This is a genomic window from Psychrobacter sp. NG25 (assembly GCF_015234355.1).
Taxonomy (GTDB): domain Bacteria; phylum Pseudomonadota; class Gammaproteobacteria; order Pseudomonadales; family Moraxellaceae; genus Psychrobacter.
In genome coordinates this window covers 73113-88823 of record NZ_JADGMV010000004.1, presented here as the reverse complement: position 1 = coordinate 88823, position 15711 = coordinate 73113, and the positions used below count along the sequence as shown (strand labels likewise).

13 protein-coding genes and 1 other RNA gene are annotated in these 15711 nt (G+C 42.0%); 5 read left to right on the top strand and 9 right to left on the bottom strand.

Annotated elements, in window-relative coordinates; genetic code table 11:
* Nucleotides 1-71 precede the first annotated feature (71 nt).
* On the top strand, nt 72-1736 hold the full coding sequence (locus IPZ60_RS07450) for a sigma-54 dependent transcriptional regulator (protein ID WP_194197201.1): 1665 nt from the start codon (nt 72-74) through the stop codon (nt 1734-1736).
* Nucleotides 1737-1905: 169 nt separating this feature from the next.
* Here IPZ60_RS07450 and IPZ60_RS07445 read toward each other — a convergent pair whose 3' ends face one another.
* A complete protein-coding gene (locus IPZ60_RS07445; RefSeq protein ID WP_194197200.1) occupies nt 1906-3402 on the bottom strand; it encodes a S41 family peptidase in 1497 nt (498 codons plus the stop codon).
* A 201-nt stretch (nt 3403-3603) separates the two neighbouring features.
* Nucleotides 3604-5262 carry a 2,3-bisphosphoglycerate-independent phosphoglycerate mutase gene (gene gpmI, locus IPZ60_RS07440; RefSeq protein WP_194197199.1) on the bottom strand — a complete coding sequence of 553 codons (1659 nt, stop codon included), beginning with the start codon at nt 5260-5262 and terminating at the stop codon, nt 3604-3606.
* Between the two features lie 244 nt (nt 5263-5506).
* Here gpmI and ssrS point away from each other — a divergent pair.
* Nucleotides 5507-5702, top strand: a non-coding RNA gene (ssrS, locus tag IPZ60_RS07435) — 6S RNA.
* A gap of 124 nt (nt 5703-5826) precedes the next feature.
* On the opposite strand, the gene IPZ60_RS07430 is transcribed toward ssrS, so the two are convergent.
* A complete protein-coding gene (locus IPZ60_RS07430) occupies nt 5827-6450 on the bottom strand; it encodes an FxsA family protein (RefSeq protein ID WP_194197198.1) in 624 nt (207 codons plus the stop codon).
* Nucleotides 6451-6709: 259 nt separating this feature from the next.
* Here IPZ60_RS07430 and ruvC point away from each other — a divergent pair, with 259 nt between their 5' ends.
* On the top strand, nt 6710-7294 hold the full coding sequence (gene ruvC / locus IPZ60_RS07425) for a crossover junction endodeoxyribonuclease RuvC (RefSeq protein WP_045446965.1): 585 nt from the start codon (nt 6710-6712) through the stop codon (nt 7292-7294).
* A 99-nt stretch (nt 7295-7393) separates the two neighbouring features.
* Here the strand turns inward: ruvC and IPZ60_RS07420 are convergent, their stop codons facing one another.
* The 5 genes from IPZ60_RS07420 to IPZ60_RS07400 form a co-directional block, all read right to left on the bottom strand.
* Nucleotides 7394-8362 (bottom strand): META domain-containing protein, encoded by a 969-nt coding sequence (locus IPZ60_RS07420; protein WP_194197197.1) that lies wholly within the window; start codon nt 8360-8362, stop codon nt 7394-7396.
* A 333-nt stretch (nt 8363-8695) separates the two neighbouring features.
* Nucleotides 8696-9358: a glutathione S-transferase family protein gene (locus IPZ60_RS07415; protein WP_194197196.1), complete on the bottom strand. Its 663-nt coding sequence runs from the start codon at nt 9356-9358 to the stop codon at nt 8696-8698.
* 244 nt (nt 9359-9602) lie between these two features.
* On the bottom strand, nt 9603-10241 hold the full coding sequence (locus tag IPZ60_RS07410) for a peroxiredoxin (RefSeq protein ID WP_194197195.1): 639 nt from the start codon (nt 10239-10241) through the stop codon (nt 9603-9605).
* A 222-nt stretch (nt 10242-10463) separates the two neighbouring features.
* On the bottom strand, nt 10464-11234 hold the full coding sequence (locus tag IPZ60_RS07405; RefSeq protein ID WP_194197194.1) for a phospholipase D family protein: 771 nt from the start codon (nt 11232-11234) through the stop codon (nt 10464-10466).
* Between the two features lie 145 nt (nt 11235-11379).
* Nucleotides 11380-13119: a glutamine--tRNA ligase/YqeY domain fusion protein gene (locus IPZ60_RS07400; protein ID WP_194197193.1), complete on the bottom strand. Its 1740-nt coding sequence runs from the start codon at nt 13117-13119 to the stop codon at nt 11380-11382.
* A gap of 273 nt (nt 13120-13392) precedes the next feature.
* On the opposite strand from IPZ60_RS07400, the gene IPZ60_RS07395 reads away from it, so the two are divergent.
* Together IPZ60_RS07395 and IPZ60_RS07390 are read left to right on the top strand one after the other, a co-directional pair.
* Nucleotides 13393-13908 carry a peptidylprolyl isomerase gene (locus IPZ60_RS07395; RefSeq protein ID WP_194197192.1) on the top strand — a complete coding sequence of 172 codons (516 nt, stop codon included), beginning with the start codon at nt 13393-13395 and terminating at the stop codon, nt 13906-13908.
* Nucleotides 13909-14006: 98 nt separating this feature from the next.
* On the top strand, nt 14007-14861 hold the full coding sequence (locus IPZ60_RS07390; protein WP_194197191.1) for a UDP-2,3-diacylglucosamine diphosphatase: 855 nt from the start codon (nt 14007-14009) through the stop codon (nt 14859-14861).
* Between the two features lie 107 nt (nt 14862-14968).
* On the opposite strand, the gene orn is transcribed toward IPZ60_RS07390, so the two are convergent.
* Nucleotides 14969-15556: an oligoribonuclease gene (gene orn / locus IPZ60_RS07385; RefSeq protein WP_194197190.1), complete on the bottom strand. Its 588-nt coding sequence runs from the start codon at nt 15554-15556 to the stop codon at nt 14969-14971.
* Nucleotides 15557-15711: the final 155 nt, after the last annotated feature.

The window sequence follows — 15711 nt, the reverse complement described above, 5'->3', positions numbered from 1 at the left end:
CTGAACGCTCCTGACACCGTAACTGAATTGTATAGGACAGACTATAGCTATTGAACACAATGAGATAATGTATGACAACAACCGCGCTAGTCGTCGATGATGAAGTAGATTTGTGCCGATTAATGCAAATTACTTTGACCAAAATGGGCATCAAAAGTGATGTGGCATATACGTTGTCACAAGCAAGATCATTCTGGAAAGACAATGACTATGATTTTTGCTTGACCGACTTAAAGCTCCCTGATGGGTCAGGGCTAGAGTTGGTAAAAGAAATAAGTAACAGTTCTAGCACCCCAATAGCGGTTATTACTGCCCATGGTAGTATGGACCTAGCGATTGAAGCACTCAAACTTGGTGCTTTTGATTTCGTTAATAAACCCCTTGAGCTACCGCGCTTACGCCAACTGGTCGAAAATGCCTTAAAAGTTATCCACCAAGACCATGCAGCAAGTACCACACCTGAATCTTCACCTGAGCAAAAAATGTTAGACAGTAGGCTCATCGGCAATTCTGCCGTAATGCATCCTCTGAAAAAAACTATTTTAAAATTGGCTCGCTCACAAGCGCCTGTTTTTTTATCAGGCGCATCAGGTACAGGTAAAGAAGTGGTTGCCAGACTGATTCACGACTTAAGCCCACGTAGAGATGGTAGCTTTGTACCAGTTAACTGCGGTGCTATACCTTCAGAGCTCATGGAGTCAGAATTTTTTGGTCACAAAAAAGGCAGCTTTACTGGTGCTGTCGCTGACAAACAAGGACTGTTCCAACAAGCAAACGGTGGTACGCTATTTTTAGACGAGGTAGCAGACTTACCGCTCGCAATGCAGGTAAAACTACTGCGTGCCATTCAAGAAAAAACAGTGAGAGCGATTGGTGATACCAAGGAATTGCCGGTAGATATTCGTATATTGTCTGCGACCCATAAAGACCTAAGTCAACTGGTACAAGGTGGTGCGTTTCGACAAGATTTGTACTACCGTATCAATGTGATTGAACTAAAACTTCCTACTCTAAATGCACGTCGTGACGACATACCTGTTTTAGCTGAGCATTTTTTGGCCATGATTACTAATGAATGGCAGTTGGAGACGCCACCATCATTGACCAATGAGGCTTGCGAGCGCTTGCAACATCATGACTTTGCCGGCAACGTCCGTGAACTACGCAATATCCTTGAGCGAGCCGTGACCCTAGCAGAGAGCTCACACATTGACGTCAATCACTTAGGTCTTACAGATATTGATATCAGTCATGCTCAAATACTAGAACCTGAGTTAAACGATAAGGTAGTGAGTGGAACGCTAAAAGCGGGTGAAAAAACCATCCAACCAACACATGAAGCAATAGCACCGAAGATCCAGCAAGTAACAACCAACTTGCACCCTTATCGCACTAGCACTCAGCACTTCCCTGCTATGAGACAGCGTTCATCAGTCAATCAAGCAGAAATATTAAACCCTACAACATCTCATAACGATGAAGAGTCCATCAACCCTGACTCTACCCAACAAGAAGGTAAGAAAAAGGTCAATATAAGCGAATTATCTGATGGCCAATTACCCGTTCAAGGGCTAGAAACTTACTTGCAAGAGCAAGAAAAGCAACTGATTATTACTGCTCTCAAAAAAACCGGATGGAACAAAACTCAGGCAGCCGAACTATTAGGTACGACTTTTCGCTCTTTGCGCTACCGCATGAAAAAATTAGAAATATCTGAGGATGAGTCTGAATCATAAACATTTATTAGTTGATTCAGCTTAAAAGAGATACAGGGCAACCGAGTGCAGATGTATATGTAATACTTCAAGCGAGGTTAACGCTGTCACTCTTTTATAGAGGATTGACTATAGTGATGATTTGACTCTATAGCCTATCTATAATCTATAATGAGTAACAACTACTTAATCAGCTACCTTCGGCCTCTAAGCCCTTATCACTTTTAGTAGGCTTTCGAACAAAACGAATACCTGAACCTAACTTTTGTGCTTGTAGTATCTCGAGTGCCTGCTGCTCCCATGTACCCTCATTGCCTGATAATGTGACATCAGGCTTTACACCGATACCATCTATCTTTTTGCCTGATGCTGTCATATAGTTAGCAACTGTCAATTTAACGGCTTGCTCATCATTGAGTGGTATGACTGACTGTACTGACCCCTTACCATAGCTGACCTCACCAGCAATAGTGGCTCGCTTTTGTGCTTGTAAACTACTAGACAATACCTCTGCTGCTGATGCCGAATATCTATTTTGTAAAACAACAACTGGCAATGATTCTAATAATGCGGCACCTTGAGTCGATAGAGTCCGTGTGTCACTTTGACGAGCTTTCACTTGTACCACATCAGTGTCAGTCATGAATAAACTGGCAACACTCACCGCTGACGTTAATACACCACCTGGATTGTCACGCATGTCTAATAAAATACCAGATACGGGTGCCTCTAAATCGATCAAGCTTTCCAATAATTTTTCACGGCTATTATTTTGAAAAGCAGGTAACTTAATAACGGCAATACCATTGTTTAGCTTTGCTTCAACGACTTGAGGGTGACTATTATTACGCTGTAAGCTAGTGGTATGTTTGCGGCGACCAGCTCTCGAGGTCACAATATCTACTTGCGTACCCGCAATCCCTGTCAGGAGTTGCTTAATATCGTTACTTTCTTTATTAGCATCCAGTTTGAGATCGCCAATTTGATGCAAATAATCACCAACAGCGATGTCTTTTTTATCAGCAGGTGAATCCTCATCAACGTCTGTAATTACCCAGTAGCCAACTACAGGCTGATAAGTGACCTTGATACCGACATCACCGACATCACCTTCTGTAAAAGCGCGTAGATTTTCGTACGCCTCAGCATCTAAAAACTCAGCATGACTGTCAAGCTTGGTCAGCATACCACTCATCGCATTGCTGAATAGCTCTTCATCATTCACCGTATTTACATATTCACGGCGCACTAAATCCACTACTGCGACAAACGTCTTAAGCGTCTCTGGAGAAATGGCATTCAGTGATACTTGCGCAACGTCAGACGGAATACTGGTATCGATATCATCCGTATCGTCAGTTAAAGCACTTTCATCTGGCACACTATCTATTGAGTCATCAGCATCGTCTGCAGCTTCAAGCATATCAGCAATATCTGATAAATTATGAGTGTCATTTTCGGCAGCTATTTCATCATCATTTAAACTGATAAGTTGTAGGTTGGCTGTAGGATTACTTGCACCTTTATCGGGTAGGATTGCTGCCTGTGCCTGTATAGTAAAAGCACTCAATCCTAGCAAACCTATCATCAATACAGGCTTAAAAAAAGTCGGTATGATAGATAAATTCGGCGCTGGTTTACCCAATCGCTTAGAGAGAGACAGTCGCACAGAATAGATAGAATGCATAGGACAACTCGTTTAAATAATAGAATGTACAATATCATTATTATAGATATATTTATCAAACATGCCTGATAACATAACACCAAGCGTATGTTTAAAACTAGAATAGTATTGCAAATATCTTAGGCAAAATGTATCAAAAAAAGGAAAGATAATAGATATCCTTCCTTTTTTTAGTTTCTAACAACGACAATCTGTCACCAATTATGATGCTGGCAATAATAAGCTCTCACCCGTCATTTCAACTGGCGCTTCGATGTCCATCAATGCCAAAATAGTTGGTGCGATATCACTTAACTTACCACCATGACGCACTTTTAAACTTTTGCCACCCACATAAATAAAAGGTACTAGTTCAGTAGTATGTTGAGTATGTACTTGACCGCTGTCATAATCCTGCATCTGCTCACAGTTACCATGATCAGCCGTGATTAGCATGTCGCCTCCAGCGGCTCGCACTGCAGTCGCCACACGACCCACACATACGTCTAATGCCTCTACCGCTTGTACAGCAGCATTAAATATACCCGTGTGACCAACCATATCACCATTGGCATAGTTCACGACCAATACGTCATATTTGCCAGATTCAATCGCTTCTACCAACTTATCTGTCACTTCAGGTGCACTCATTTCAGGCTGCAAATCATAAGTAGCCACATTTGGAGAAGGTACTAAAATACGTGTCTCACCGTTGTACTCATCCTCACGTCCACCACTAAAGAAAAATGTTACATGAGCGTATTTTTCGGTTTCTGCGATACGCAGCTGTGTCTTGCCTTGATCTTGCAGATATTCACCAAGTGTATTGGTCAATGACGTTGGATAATACGCGATACTTGTTTTTGAATTATCCGCCAAAACGTCTGAATACTTGGTCAGCATCACAAAAGCGGCCAGTTTAGGTTGCTTGTTTCGCGCAAATCCAGAAAATTCATGATCCGGCAGTACAAAGGCTTGTGCCAGTTCACGAGCACGGTCAGAACGGAAATTCATAAAAATCAAAGCATCATTATCATCAACCGTGTATGGCACTTCATCACGCCCGATTACGGTAGTAGGACTGATAAATTCATCTGTCTCACGTGCTTTATAAGCAGCTTGTACAGCACCATCGGCTCGGGTCGACAAGCGGTCAGCCTTACCTTCAGTGATAAGCTCATAGGCTTTTTGCACTCTGTCCCAACGGTTGTCACGGTCCATCGCATAATAACGTCCGATAATACTCGCAATCTGTACTCGACCACCTTCGTAGTGCTCATTGAGCTTGCCGATATGTGTACGCAAACGATTGATGTATTTATCAGCAGATTTTGGCGGTGTATCGCGGCCATCTAAAAAGCAATGGACAAAGACGTTTTTGGCGCCATGGACAAGTGCTGAATGGCACATCGCTTCGATATGATCTTGATGCGAATGCACTCCACCGTCCGACAACAGCCCCATAATGTGCACGTTGCCACCAAGCTCATTTGCCGCTTTTACAGCATTTACCAATGCTTCGTTTTTATAAAACTCACGATTATTCACTTCACTGGAGATACGAGTCGAGTCTTGATAAAGAACACGGCCAGCACCCAAGTTCATATGCCCAACTTCTGAGTTACCAAATTGACCATCTGGCAAACCAACATCTTTTCCTGAAGCAGATATCAATCCGTGTGAATACTGCTGATAAATTTTATCTAGATTTGGCATATCGGCAGCAGCAATTGCGTTGTCCTTATCGTCTTCACGATGCCCAAAACCATCTAATATCATTAAGACATGCGGTATTTTTTTATTATTATCGCTGTCGCTTTTATTATTGAGTTGAGCCTGACTATCGTTGATAAATTCTGATTGTTGCTGATTATGGGTCATGAATTACCGCTCCTCAAGTGAATGAACGCCTATGATGCTGTACTAGGAAGTTTAAAGCCCTCTATATTAACACACATCTCAAAATAGCTGAAAAATCGCTATTTTTAACTAGTAATTAAGCGCCTAATATGATCCTAAATCATTCAAAAATGGTTAAAACTCGACATGAATCACGTAATCATTAATCCTACGTATCAATCTGTAAATCGTACTTGCAATCATTCAATCCATTGGTTAAGATAATTATATTCTGAAGTGTTGGCTAGTAGATGTTTATTCCCTGAGCCGATAATGCTTTACCAGGATGTGGTACCTATCGTCTCATTGTGTATGCCTGCACCGCTTGCGGTGTATCAGGAAACCTGCAGAGATGATGACGCATCCGCCCTGAACTTCACGGTTCATGGGTCACCATCTTACAGCGGCACTTCGGTTGTTTTATTCGGTTATTGACCGTTTTATTTACAACAAATAAGTTTACGATAATACGGTTACAACCAACAAAAAGCCCCTTTTGTCATCGACGAAAGGGGCTTTTTCTATGCCTGCTATTTATTTTATTTATTACTCATCGTTAGCAGACTTTGTAATTTTCTTTACATCTTTAGGGATGTTTTTGGCAGTACCATCAACGGTTGTATGCTGTTTGAACACATCACCAAACGGGTTTTGTTGTTGCTGACCAAATGGATTTTGGCCATTCGTGCCGCCTGCTCCGCCGAATGGGTTTTGACCACCCATACCACCAAAGGGATTTTGACCGCCGCCCATTTGACCACCCATCTGCTTTGCCATCATTTCCATCATTTTCTGCTGATTGTTCATGACATAGTTATTGGCAAAGTCTTTAAGCTTCTTCTGTACAGGTGGTAATACGACCAATAACGCAAGCAAATCACTGAGTACACCTGGTATAAGCAGTAAAATGCCTGCTGCTGCCATCGCGACACTTTTAATCATGGTCGACTCTTGCGGACGCATCGACGGGTTCGTCATGCCACCAGCTTTCATCTGCTGTGCCATTGGATTCAGTGCAGCCATTCCTTTACGCAGCAGTGAGATACCGATGACGGCGGCAATGATAAACCACATAAACACCCACCAACCACTCATAAACTGAGCAAGCAAATACCAAAGCAGCATCTCGATAATAAACCAAACGATGGCAATACCAACTATCTGACCCATAAAGTGTCGTCCTATAAAATAAAAACCAATAAATTGAGCGCCATGCAAATTAAGATGGCTAACATATGATGTATATGGGGATTGATTGCTATACTATCAAACTTACGGCTAATTTTTAAGCCATATAGTTGGTACAATATAATTTGGATACAAGGAATTTGAGTGAAAGTACTACGAGTAGTAGGCTGAGCGAGTCTGACACTGTATCCGATTTATATAGGATTGAATATAATATAAAATGTAAGCAAGACGGGATATTATGGCCATTATTATCGGGATTGATCCAGGCTCACGCATGACGGGCTATGGAATTGTTCAACAAACCGGCGACAAACTAACTTATATCGATGCAGGTACTATTCGTACGGATACCAAAGAGATGCCTGAACGACTTAAGCGTATTTTTAATGGTCTGACACGAATCACCCAGCATCATTTGAAATATGCAGACGAGCCTATTTATACGGCTATTGAGCAGGTATTTATGGCTGAAAATCCAGACTCTGCGCTTAAGCTTGGTCAGGCACGAGGTGCAGCGATTGCTGCCATGGTAGCACTGGACCTAGAAGTATCAGAATATACGGCTCGACAAATCAAGCAAGCTGTCTGCGGCTATGGGGCTGCAGCAAAAGAGCAGGTGCAAGAGATGGTCTGCCGTATCTTGTCTCTAGATGTAGTACCACAACAGGACGCTGCTGATGGACTCGCCTGCGCCATCTGTCACGCTCACTCAAGCCATTCAATGAACAAACTGATATTGAATAGTGCTATGCGTGGACGCGGTGCTTCTAAAAAGAAAGGCCGTTGGCGTCTAACGGAAGAAGACTTAGGCAATTTGCGTTAAATACAGAGTCTTTTATACGACCATAAAAAAACACGCATCATCTGGACGCCTGTTTTTTGAATCATTGACTCAATGTATTCATAACGATAATAAAAGAATCTATTCTACTACTGAACTTTCAATGACTGCATCTAATACATAAGCATATTCGTCATCTGATGTGTTGGAAGTATCATCTGCCGTACCGCTACCGTCTAATCGATAGCGCTGTAGACGTAATACCTCTTCATGCTGGCCATCATGCTGATAACCATCGATTTCACCAATAAATACGCGCCATTTACCTTCATTGGTTTTAATACCCTGACTATTATAAGTAATAGGCTTCACTCGTAAACACATCTGTGGGTTATTATCAGCACATGGTACCATGTCTGCACTTACAGCCCAGAATACAGCCTCGCCCTTACTATTATATCTGGCTTTCGGGGTCAGCTTTCCTTGCCAAACTAAAGTATCATCATCACTGGTAGTCTGTGTCAATATTGGTGTATCACTTTTAAGACTATCAACACTAGCATCGTTAGCCATTGCCAATACCAGTTCGCTATCACCTTGCATCAGCGTACTTAAGTTGTCTTCAGCCTTATTAAGATCACCACAGGACATTTTAGTGCTCATGCTATCTTCAACGGTTAAAGCGGCACCTTGCAACTGATAAGTCGCACTTATGGTGTTACAACCAACATTATAGTTTAAAGTATTCTGACCCTGATACTGGTTGAGTGACAGTCGTACTTGGTCTGTGATTTGCATCAATATATCTAGTGGTTGATCATGACTGTCAGTTGCAGATATCAGTGTCCAACGATAACGTGAAAGATTGCTAATCATTGCGTCTTCAACACTCATTTTATCGGATATAAACTCTTTGTCCGTCGCATCAGTATTAATAGCATCTTGATTAATAGCACCGTTATTAGCAGCTTCACTAGCCGCTACACCCGTATCATCTAGTCCTTCATTTTCGTCAGAAGGTCCATGGCAAGCACTTAATGCCAAACTGGTGGCTAGCATACTTAGTACCAACACCGAACGAACAGGCTGTTTTCTAATAAACGATGTCATAACAATCGTACCTTTTGGCTACTCACATGCATCGTGATTATCCTTTTTGCAAAACTAAGCTTTAAACTATCAACTCTTTGAGAGTAGATTACGAATTTTAGGGTCATATAGCAAACAGTATCTAACACAAAAACCGTAACGATTTCACCACTATAGCGCTGATGCCTACGGTGGTTGTAACGAAGTGTTTAATTTTATGTAGTCATAGTAACTGCTATTTACAGATTATTCTTACGTGCCATCCATCCATAAAAACGATCTTAAGTAGTTGACAGTACTATCAACTACTTAAGACCGCTGATTATAGATGATTTTTAATTTTTAGTGTTTGCCTCAGTCCTCTTTGTGAGCAGGTTTGGCTTTTGCCATGTTTTTGATACTAAACCGCTCATTCATCATATGATAAAAACGGGCAATATTTTCACCTTGCTCATTAGGATCAACCTTGAGCACTTTACCAAAGTCTAAACCTATATATAGAACAATATCAGCAAAACTCAATTGATCACCGACCAAATACTCGCAGCCTTCTAGTATGTTTTCAAAATAAGCGAGTGTTTTGACCCCTCGTGCGATAGATGGAGCAACAAACTCTGGCACTTGTTCAACACGTTGGGCTTTCGCGGGATTACTGTGCTGAAACGCCAACATGAAGTTATATAACACTTCAAACTCTGCAATGCGGCGCATAGAACAAACTTGTGCGCGTTGTATGACATCATTACCCATCACAGAGCGCTCACCATAGACGCGGTCGAGGTATTCGCACACGGCCTGTGAATCATTAAGTATCGTACCATCACCCAACTTGAGCACTGGCACAGTACGCATCGGGTTCATTGCAGTGAACTCATCTGAATTCTGCTCATTAGCAGCAAAATCTATGTCAATAACATCAATATCGTCCATGTCATCAACATCAATACCTTTTGATGCTAATAAAATAAGTGCTTTACGTGGATTCGGTGCAGTACGGGTGACGTATAGTTTTTTCATGGCAAACTCCTTAAAATATGGATTGAAGAGCGAATGAATGCTGTTGGTTTTTATAGTAGATAACGCTCATTAAAAATATATCATTCAAAGATGATATTACCTAGACATAATCTATGGTTCTTTTTCCATCATATAGTCAGTCAACTGCTAAACCCAACGCTGGTTATTATATGAGCAACAAAAAGCCCCATAACGTAACGTTATAGGGCTTAATATCTATTATCACAGGGCAAGTACGCTCAACTTACTTATTTGGTGCAGGTGTGGTACGTAGATAAGGTTTCACCTCGGTATAGCCTTTAGGATACTTAGCAGCGATATCTTCGTTTTTGACACTTGGTGGAATGATCACGTCATCACCATCTTTCCAGTCTACAGGCGTCGCGATATTATATTCGTCAGACAGTTGCAGAGCATCGATAACGCGAAGAATCTCGTCAAAGTTGCGACCACAGCTCGCAGGATACGTTAAGGTTAAGCGGATTTTTTTGTTTGGATCAATGATGAAAACGCTGCGTACGGTATGAGTGCTGTCTGCATTTGGATGCATCATGTCATACAATTCAGCGACTTCTTTATTTGGATCGGCAATGATTGGGAAATTCAGCTCGGTCCCTTGTGTCTCACCGATATCTTTTGCCCAAGCATGATGATCATCTATACCATCAACTGAGATACAGATTGGTTTAACACCACGCTTTTGAAACTCGCCATTAAGCGCAGCCGCACGACCAAGCTCAGTCGTACAAACTGGCGTGAAATCAGCTGGATGTGAAAAGAAAACAACCCAGTTATCACCTGCCCACTCGTGGAAGTTGATGTCACCGTCTGTCGTGGTAGCGTCAAAATTTGGTGCGGTATCGCCTAAACGTAAATGTGCCATTCTTGATTCCTTAGCTTTGTTAGTGATTAGTGCTAGTATCCATAGATATCCACACTCTCTATTATTATCAACATACTCAGTCAGATACTACACAATAACGTAAAGCACGTCAGCAAAAAACTCATTCTATCTTAACAAACTGGTTATGACTGTCTTGTGAAGGATTGTAATGCGCTTATTCTATTTGGCAATAAATAAACCCATACATTTCTAGAGAATCAACTAGATGACCATCCCTGCATCCCATAAGCAAAATTCACCAAACTTGCCCTTTTTGCTAGTGCCACCAGCTGCACGTCCAGCATCTGTTAAGACCAACTCACCTTCTTGCGCTTCTAAATAACCGGCTGCAAGCAGCTTATCATTTAATGCCTGAGTTTTGAACCCAAGCTCTTTAGCAAGCTTGGCAGTCGTCAACCTAGAGTAATTCGGAATCGCCGCTTCTGTCGTAGGTTTTGCCGTTGTATTAGCGTTAGTATTCACTGTCGTATGACTAGGTGCGGCTTTGTTATTAGAGCTAGCATCCGTTCCAGATTCAATTTCAGTCACTTTTTCAAGTGACATTCTCACTTCGTCACTGATTCGGATGATGCGTTGGGCTTCCTCATAAGTGTCGGCGTAAAGCTTACTGTCTTCATTACGATAAATCAGCACGCCCATTTCATTATTATTGACTTGGCTAAACTCATAAAGGTTCAGACTGGTAATGATGCACTCATTTTCATTCAGATAGCATTTCGCATGCAAATTTTTGCAAAAACTGGTACGAATAAAGGTTAAGTTTTTGAGCCAATTTATTTCTTCAGGGTGTAGATCATTTTTACCATAAACGATTCTAATATCAATTTTGAGACGATTACGGTCTTCTAATAATTCTTTAATACGCTCATTAAGCTTTAGATACGGACTAATAATAATCAGCCTATCAGAGGCATTTTTAATTAATTCTTCTAAATGATAAGTCGTACCACTACTGTTTAAAAACTTTGCCATTCTCATTTCCTTAAATATTACGATACTCAACTTTACAGATGCACAAAAAAGCCCATCCCTAGCGTACTAGAAATGGGCAGGCTTGCAAACTACTATTGTTCAGTATTGTCTCAAAACAAACGTTATTTGCATGGCTTGTTACGCATTAAGCAGGTTTATAACTGTCGCGTAAGCTAACGATTTGGTTAAAGACTGGTTTATCCGTGCTGTGGTCTTCGCTATCAGAGATAAAGTAGCCCTCACGCTCAAACTGAAAACGCGTGCCAGCATCAGCATTGGCAAGTGATGGCTCAACTACGGCATTGAGTTCAGTTAACGAGTTAGGGTTCAATGCTTGATGGACGTCAGCAACGCTGCTTGGGTCTTCAACACTAAATAACTGCTCATACATGCGTACCGTTGCTGGAACGCCTTGACTGGCCGATACCCAATGAATGACCCCCTTGACCTTACGGCCTTCGGGATTTTGACCCAAAGTAGTCGGATCAATGGTGGCTTTTAGCTCGACCACATTGCCCGCTTCATCCGTAATATGCTCAGTCACTGCCAACACATAGGTATTACGCAAGCGGATTTCTGGCTTTTCTGGTGACAAACGCTTATAGCCTGCTGGCGGTACAATCTCGTAATCGCCTTGATCGATATATATCGTCTCGGTGAATGGGATTTCACGCTCGCCCATATCGACATTAGGATGGTTCGGCTGAGTCAACCATAAGGTTTGTGCGGCAGCATCAAAACGCGCGTTAACACTATCCGCTTTTAGAGATTCCCAGCTGCTAACCGCTTCCGCAAAGTTAGTAATGGTCACTTTTAATGGCTTGAGTACTGCCATACCACGGGCAGTGGTCGTCTCTAACGATTGACGAATACTAAACTCTAATAAGCGAAAATCAACCACGCTATCTACTTTCGTCACGCCTACACGCTCACAGAAGTCACGTAAACCCTCTGGCGTATAACCACGGCGACGCATACCAGCGACCGTCGGCATACGCGGATCATCCCAACCACTAACGATACTTTCATCAACCAATTGCTTAAGTTTGCGTTTACTGGTCAATGTATGGTCCACATTTAAGCGACTAAACTCGTACTGGTGCGGCGGCGTGGCAAAACCAACTTTTTCGATGACCCAATCATAGAACGGGCGATGGTCTTCAAACTCTAGCGTACATAGTGAGTGAGTAATCCCTTCGAGCGCATCAGAGAGCGGATGTGCAAAATCATACATAGGATAGATGCACCACTTATCCCCTGTTTGATGATGCGCTTGATGCATGACACGGTAGATGACAGGGTCACGCATGTTCATGTTTGGGCTTGCCATATCAATCTTGGCGCGCAGCACTGCTTTGCCCTCAGTATACTTGCCGTCTTTCATATCATTAAAGAGCGCTAGGTTTTCTTCAACACTGGCGTCACGCTGCGGAGACGGCGTGCCTGCCTCATTGAATGAGCCACGGTTTTCTTTCATCTGTTCAGGCGATTGCAAGTCAACATACGCATCACCTTGTTCAATCAACTGTACGGCCCATCCATGCAACTGATCAAAGTAGCCTGACGCATGGTGCGCTTCACCTGACCACTCAAATCCTAGCCATTTCACATCATTTTCGATGTTATCGATGAAGTCTTGCTTTTCTGCCGTTGGGTTGGTGTCATCAAAACGCAGGTTACACACACCGTCGAATTCTTTGGCCACACCAAAGTTTAAACAGATAGATTTTACATGACCCAAATGTAGGTAGCCGTTTGGCTCAGGCGGAAAACGCGTCACAATCTGTTGCTGTTTTTGCGCTTTGATATCGTCACGAATAATATTACGAATAAAGTCGTTTTTGTGTTCGTCTTTTTGTGCATTATTGCTTGAGTTCTCACTCATCGGGTATTGCTCCTAACGCAAATTGTCAGTTCATGATGCATGCCATCACACATCATGGAAAATTCAAACCAAACTATTAAAAACAGGTTATCAAAAATGATAATAAAAAGTTAAAGTTGCGTTATTCTATCAGCTTTTGCGAACGCATTAACAGCCTGATACATGACACAGACTAAAAAAGCCGTTAGACTACCCATGACTTTTTATTAACCAACTTTTTATCCACCACTTGACAGCGTCATTTAAGGCGCCGTAATCAAAAAGGAATACCCCATGGTAGACATGCCACCAGTAGTAGAACTAGACACCAGTATGGGTGCGATCGTTATCGAACTCAATGAAGAAAAAGCGCCAAAAACCGTAGAAAACTTTTTGAACTATGTAAAATCGGGTCAATATGACGGTACGATTTTTCATCGCATCATTGATGGTTTCATGATTCAAGGCGGCGGAATGGACGCTGAAATGAATGAAAAACCAACCAATGCTCCAGTTGAAAACGAAGCAGACAACGGTCTAAAGAATGACAAAGGTACGATTGCGATGGCGCGTACGCAAGATCCGCATTCAGCAACCAGCCAGTTCTTCGTAAACGTAAAAGACAACGACTTCCTAAACCACACTGGCAAAAACATGCAAGGTTGGGGCTATACTGTATTTGGTAAAGTCACAAGCGGTATGGATGTCATCGAAAAAATGCGCGGCGTACCAACAGGTCGTTTCGGTATGCATGCTGATGTGCCAAAAGAGCCAGTCGTTATCAACTCAGCGACTATCATTACTCAGTAATTGTCTCTCATTAGCAGTTAAGTAGTATTTACTCAATAAGCACTTATTAGAATAACTTTTCAAAAGAGCATTCTGATAAGTCACGAGGATAAAGATAAATGCAAACTTTTAATCATTTAATCACGACCCGCCCTCACGAGGTGCGCCAAGTTTTGATTAGCGATTTGCATTTATCGCCTGAAGAGCCTGCCTTAGTGCAGGCTTTTTTGGCACTGCTTGACGATTGCCTTGCCCTACCTGCTCTCAAGCGCCTGTTTATCTTGGGTGATTGGTTCGAAGTATGGCTAGGTGATGATGTTTATCTATCGTTGTCAGAGGATGAACGCCAAACCCATTGGCTCACCCCGCTCATCGTGAAATTAAAAGCACTGCGAGTGGCTGGCTGTGAGATTTTAGTAATGCATGGCAATCGTGATTTCTTGTTAGATCAACCATTTTGTAATTTATTCGGTGGTGAGCTTATTTATGAGCCATACATCCTAAACGTTGGGCAGAAAAACTACCGATTAGAGCATGGCGATGCGCTCTGTACCGATGATAAAAAATATCAGTTCTTTCGTAAAATAATGCGCAACCGTTTGACTCAATGGTATTTACTCAATAAATCGTTAGAAAAACGCTTGGCAATCGCTGATAAAATGCGACAGAAGAGTCAGAGAAATAATGCCAATAAAGCCACCCATATTATGGATGTCAATGCAGACGCGGTCAGTACAGTAATGGCTGATAATGATGCCTTATTACATGGGCACACGCATCGTCCAGACATTCATCAAGCTGCCAATGATAAAATCCGTTATGTCTTAGGTGATTGGCGACTACTAGATACAGAAACACGCCAGCCGAAAGTCAGTGCCGTTATTGGTGCAGTGATAGGTGATGAACAATCAAGTGACAGTTTTAGTAATAATGATACTGAGTTTGGATTGTTTGAGTTTAAAGCACTCGTTTGATGTAGCTTTTGCATATATATTAAAAAACAAAAAGGGTCTGTTGAACTATCAACAGACCCTTTTTACTCTCTCGCAACTGCTCGCTTGTATCTAGAGCACTTTCCGTTTTAAGGAATTAACTTAAAGAAATGCTGACGATAGTGTTTTAGCTCACGGATAGAATCACGAATATCATCTAGGGCTAAATGACTGCCGCCTTTTTCAAAGTTTCTTAAGATATCAGGGCGCCAGCGGAAGCAAAGCTCTTTAACCGACGACACATCTAGATTGCGATAATGGAAGAAACGCTCAAGCTCTGGCATTTGGCGCGCCATAAATCGACGGTCTTGACAGATTGAGTTGCCACACATTGGCGACTTGCCGCTATCGACCCATTTGTTTAAAAACTTAATGGTCTCAGCTTCGGCTTCTGCCAATGTCACGGTACTGCGACGCACACGGTCGACCAACCCTGACTGACCATGTTGCTTGGTATTCCAGTCATCCATCTTATTTAAGACTTGATCAGATACCTTAATGGCAAACACCGGGCCTTCGGCAAGTACATTCAAATCTTCGTCAGTAACGACAGTGGCAATCTCAATAATCTCGTCATTGACGGTATCAAGACCTGTCATTTCTAGGTCAATCCATACCAGCCCTTTTTTGCCTTGGTTTCTGATTTTAATTTTATTGGGATGGTCATCGGTACTCATATTTTGTCCTATGGTCAATAAAGCTTGGAACAACTTTGGGGCAATCTGAACTAAATAAACCACATATAAATGGTCATGCTCAAATGATATTATGTTGCGCTGACGGATTCATAACGTCTCAAAAACCCAAAACATTACAAAACCACCGTCTGGTA